Consider the following 3,822-nt stretch of genomic DNA (forward strand, 5'->3'; position numbering starts at 1 on the left):
GGCCAGCGGGTGGCGGAACCGCACCCGCGAGCCGACCTCCACCAGCCCGGCGGACTCGGCCGGCGCCGCCGCCTCGCGCGGGACGCCCAGGTGCTCCAGCGCCCGCCACAGCAGCGCGACGTCGCCGGTCGGCTCGGCCGCAGCCACCAGCAGCACCTGCTGGGTCGCGGCGGGCAGGTCGCCGGACCGGCGGCGGAAGCTGTCCTCGACCCGACGCGGGACGTCCGGCCAGCCGAATCCGCCACCCAGCTGCGCGGGCTGCACCCCCAGCGGGAGCTCCAGCAGCGCCAGCGGGTTGCCCCGCGCCTCCGCGACGACGAGGTCGCGCACCCCGTCGTCCAGGGGGCCGGGCAGGGCCGCGGCCAGCAGCGCACGGGCGTCGGCCTCCCCGAGACCACCCAGACGCAGCTCGGGCAGCCCGGCGAGGAGCCGGACGTCGCCCTCGTCGGAGTCGCGCAGCGCGAACAGCATCGCCACCCGCTCCGCCGACAGCCGTCGGGCGACGAAGGCGAGCACCTGCGCGGACGGCTGGTCCAGCCACTGCGCGTCGTCGACCAGGCACACCAGCGGCTGCTCCTCCGACACCTCCGCCATCAGGTTGAGCACCGCCAGTCCCACCATGAACGGGTCGGGGGCGGATCCGCTCCGCTCCCCGAAGGCGACGGCCAGGGCGTCCGCCTGCGGGTCGGGCAGGGCCGCGCCGCGGTCGAGGAACAGGGCGCACAGCTGGTGCAGACCGGCGAAGGCGAACTGCGTCTCCGCCTCCACCCCGGTCGAGGACGCGACCTGCGACCCCGACCGCTCGGCCAGCGCGCGGGCCTCCTCGAGCAGGGCCGTCTTCCCGATCCCCGCCTCGCCGCGCACCACCAGCGTGGCGCTGCGGCCGGCCCGGGCGCGGGCGAGCAGCTGTTCGATCGTCCGGCGCTCGGCGTCCCGACCGAGGAGGTCCTGCATGACGGCTCCGATCTGCGGCCCCAGGGCGTCCCGGGTGTGTGGCGGGCACCATCATCCACGAGCCCGACCCCTGCCCTCCAGCGCTGCAAGGACACACCGCCGACCCTGGCCGGGCCACCTAGCCCGCCGGGCGCGCCCCGGTGGCCGGGTGCGGGGGTTCTACCGATGCGAAGCCGGCGCGGCGCCCGCGAGCCTGGAGCAGGCTGCCGGGCCGGACCGGCCACGCCACAGGACACTGCCGGAAGGGCACGGACATGGGACAGATCAGGGTCGGTACCGAGAACAGCACGCCGGTCGAGCTCTACTACGAGGACCAGGGCGCGGGCCAGCCCGTCGTGCTCATCCACGGCTACCCGCTGAGTGGGCACAGCTGGGAGCTGCAGACCCGCGAGCTGCTCGCCGCCGGCTACCGCGTCATCACCTACGACCGCCGCGGGTTCGGCCGCTCCTCCAAGGTCGGCACCGGCTACGACTACGACACCTTCGCCGCCGACCTCGACACCCTGCTGCGGACCCTCGACCTGCGCGACGTCGTCCTGGTCGGCTTCTCGATGGGCACCGGCGAGCTGGCCCGCTACCTCGCGCGGTACGGGGCCGACCGCGTGGCGAAGCTGGCGTTCCTGGCCTCGCTGGAGCCGTTCCTGCTCGGCGGTGAGGACAACCCCGAGGGCGTCGGCCAGGACGTCTTCGACGGCATCACCGCGGCCGCGCTCGCCGACCGCTACGCCTGGTTCACCGACTTCTTCGCGAACTTCTACAACCTCGACGAGACGCTGGGCTCGCGGATCAGCCAGGCCGCGGTGGACGCCAGCTGGGCCGTCGCCATCACCAGCGCCCCGGTCGCGGCCTCCGCGGTGGTGCCCGCCTGGCTGGAGGACTTCCGCGCCGACGTCGAGGCCGTCCGCGCCAGCGGGAGGCCGGCGCTCATCCTGCATGGCACCGCCGACCGGATCCTGCCGGTCGACGCCACCGCGCGCCGCTTCCGCCAGCTGCTGCCCGAGGCCACCTACGTCGAGGTCGAGGGCGCCCCGCACGGGCTGCTGTGGACCCACCGCGACGAGGTCAACCGGGCGCTGCTCGGCTTGCTCGGCGCCTGACCCGGCCGCACCCGCCCACCGCACCGCGAGGAGATCCCGATGAGCACCACCCACCCCCCGGTGACACCACCCGGCGGACCGGCGCCGCGGCACGACCGACCGACGGCGGCCCCGGCCCGGACCGCGGACGCCCCGGTCGGCCTGCCCGTCGCGGTCAGCCTGGCCGCCGTCCTGGGCAGCACCCTGGTCGGTCTGCAGCGCGAGGCGCCGGAGACGGACGTCCCCGCGCCGACCACCCCGGCCCCCGGGGGCGTCCGCCCGTCCTGACCGACCGACCCGACCAGACACCGCCATCGAGGAGCCCACCATGACCGTCCGACTGGTCGACCCCGAGGGGCTGGCCTCCCACCCGCTCTACGCCCAGGCCGCCGTCGCGACCGGCACCACCCAGGTCCACCTCGGTGTCGAGCAGGCGAGGCAGGACCTCGGGGCGCCGCGGGCGCCGCTGTCGCTGATCGGCGTCGACATCCTCTTCGAGGAGGGCAACCTCATCGAGGCCGAGGTGACCGCCGTCCTCGACCGGCCCGCGGAGCCGGGTGACGACGGGCCGGCGCGGTGAACCGCCGGGGGCGGATGGGGGTCGGCTGAGATGGCCTGGAGCACCCGCGAGCTCGCCGAGCTCGCCGGGACGACCGTCAACACGGTGCGCCACTACCACCGGATCGGTCTCCTGGAGGAGCCCGGACGGCACTGGAACGGCTACAAGCAGTACGGCGTGCGCGACCTCGTGCGGTTGCTGCGGATCCGCCGGCTCGCCGAGCTCGGGGTGCCGCTCTCGGCCGTCGGGGAGGTGGGGGCGGGCTGCGACGGCGCGCCGGAGGCGCTCCGGGCGCTGGACGCGGAGCTGACGGCCAGCATCGAGCGCTGGCAGCGGGCCCGGTCGGCGATCGCGGCGATCCTGCGCGACGACGCCCCCGCCGACACCCCAGCCGGGTTCGAGCCGGTGGCCGCCCACCTGTCGGAGTCCGACCGCGCGATCATCCACATCTACGCCCAGCTCTACGACGCCGAGGCCATGGCCGACCTGCGCACGATGGTCGAGGTGGACGCCGAGACGGGCGCGCTGGGGGAGCGGCTCACGCGGCTGCCCCCCGACGCCGACGAGGCCACCCGCCGGGAGCTGGCCGAGCGGCTCGCCCCGGCGCTCGCGCAGAACCTCCGGGACCACCCGTGGGTGGGCTGCCCGCGGGGGCGGCTGTCGAAGAGCGCGGCGGTCACCCGGCGGACCTTCGCCGAGGCGGTCACCGAGCTCTACAACCCCGCCCAGCTGGACGTCCTGGCGCGGGCCGGCGCCATCGCCCAGGAGCAGCTGGCCACCGACCCCGCGACCGCGGACTCGTGCCCCCGGGCGGCCGGGGCGACGGCGTCTTGACCCTGTCCCAGGGACACGGACTTCCATGGCTGCAGAGCCGGGACGCACCCGGCCGCCCCAGGCGGAAGGAGCCACGGTGAACCCCGTGGAACAGCTCATCAGCAGGTTCCAGGACCTCGTCGCGCAGGTCCCCGACCTCGTCCAGCCCCTCATCGTGCTGCTGGCCGGCGCCGTCCCCTTCGTCGAGGGCGAGGGCGGCGCCGTGGTCGGCGTGCTCGGCGGGCTGCACCCCGTCGTCGCCGCCGTCGCCGCCGGCACCGGCAACCTCCTCTGCGTGCTGGGGGTCGTGCTGCTCACCGCCCGCGCCCGGGCCGCCGTGGTCTCCCGGCGCTCCGAGCGGGTCGCCGCAGGGGCCGGCGCCCCCGCCCCGGAGGGCGAGGAGGGGACGGACCCCGCGGC

General features: G+C 76.1%; 6 protein-coding genes. 5 read left to right on the forward strand and 1 reads right to left on the reverse strand.

Annotated features, from left to right (window positions below; genetic code table 11):
- The coding region (locus DVA66_RS18010; RefSeq protein ID WP_157974104.1) for an AAA family ATPase at positions 1-954 on the reverse strand (954 nt) is incomplete at its 3' end.
- 254 nt (positions 955-1,208) lie between these two features.
- Here DVA66_RS18010 and DVA66_RS18015 point away from each other — a divergent pair.
- The 5 genes from DVA66_RS18015 to DVA66_RS18035 form a co-directional block, all read left to right on the forward strand.
- Complete coding sequence (locus DVA66_RS18015) at positions 1,209-2,051, forward strand: alpha/beta fold hydrolase (RefSeq protein ID WP_114561280.1); 843 nt, start codon at positions 1,209-1,211, stop codon at positions 2,049-2,051.
- A 39-nt stretch (positions 2,052-2,090) separates the two neighbouring features.
- Entirely contained in the window at positions 2,091-2,318 is a 228-nt protein-coding gene (locus DVA66_RS18020; RefSeq protein WP_114561281.1) for a hypothetical protein, read from the forward strand.
- A gap of 40 nt (positions 2,319-2,358) precedes the next feature.
- The gene (locus DVA66_RS18025; protein WP_114561282.1) at positions 2,359-2,610 is read left to right on the forward strand and encodes a hypothetical protein; all 252 of its coding nucleotides are present in this window, start codon (positions 2,359-2,361) and stop codon (positions 2,608-2,610) included.
- Positions 2,611-2,640: 30 nt separating this feature from the next.
- Entirely contained in the window at positions 2,641-3,423 is a 783-nt protein-coding gene (locus DVA66_RS18030) for a MerR family transcriptional regulator (protein WP_114561283.1), read from the forward strand.
- Between the two features lie 76 nt (positions 3,424-3,499).
- The coding region (locus DVA66_RS18035; protein WP_198671917.1) for a hypothetical protein at positions 3,500-3,822 on the forward strand (323 nt) is incomplete at its 3' end.

Source organism: Desertihabitans aurantiacus, from assembly GCF_003344635.1.
Taxonomy (GTDB): Bacteria; Actinomycetota; Actinomycetes; order Propionibacteriales; family Propionibacteriaceae; genus Desertihabitans; species Desertihabitans aurantiacus.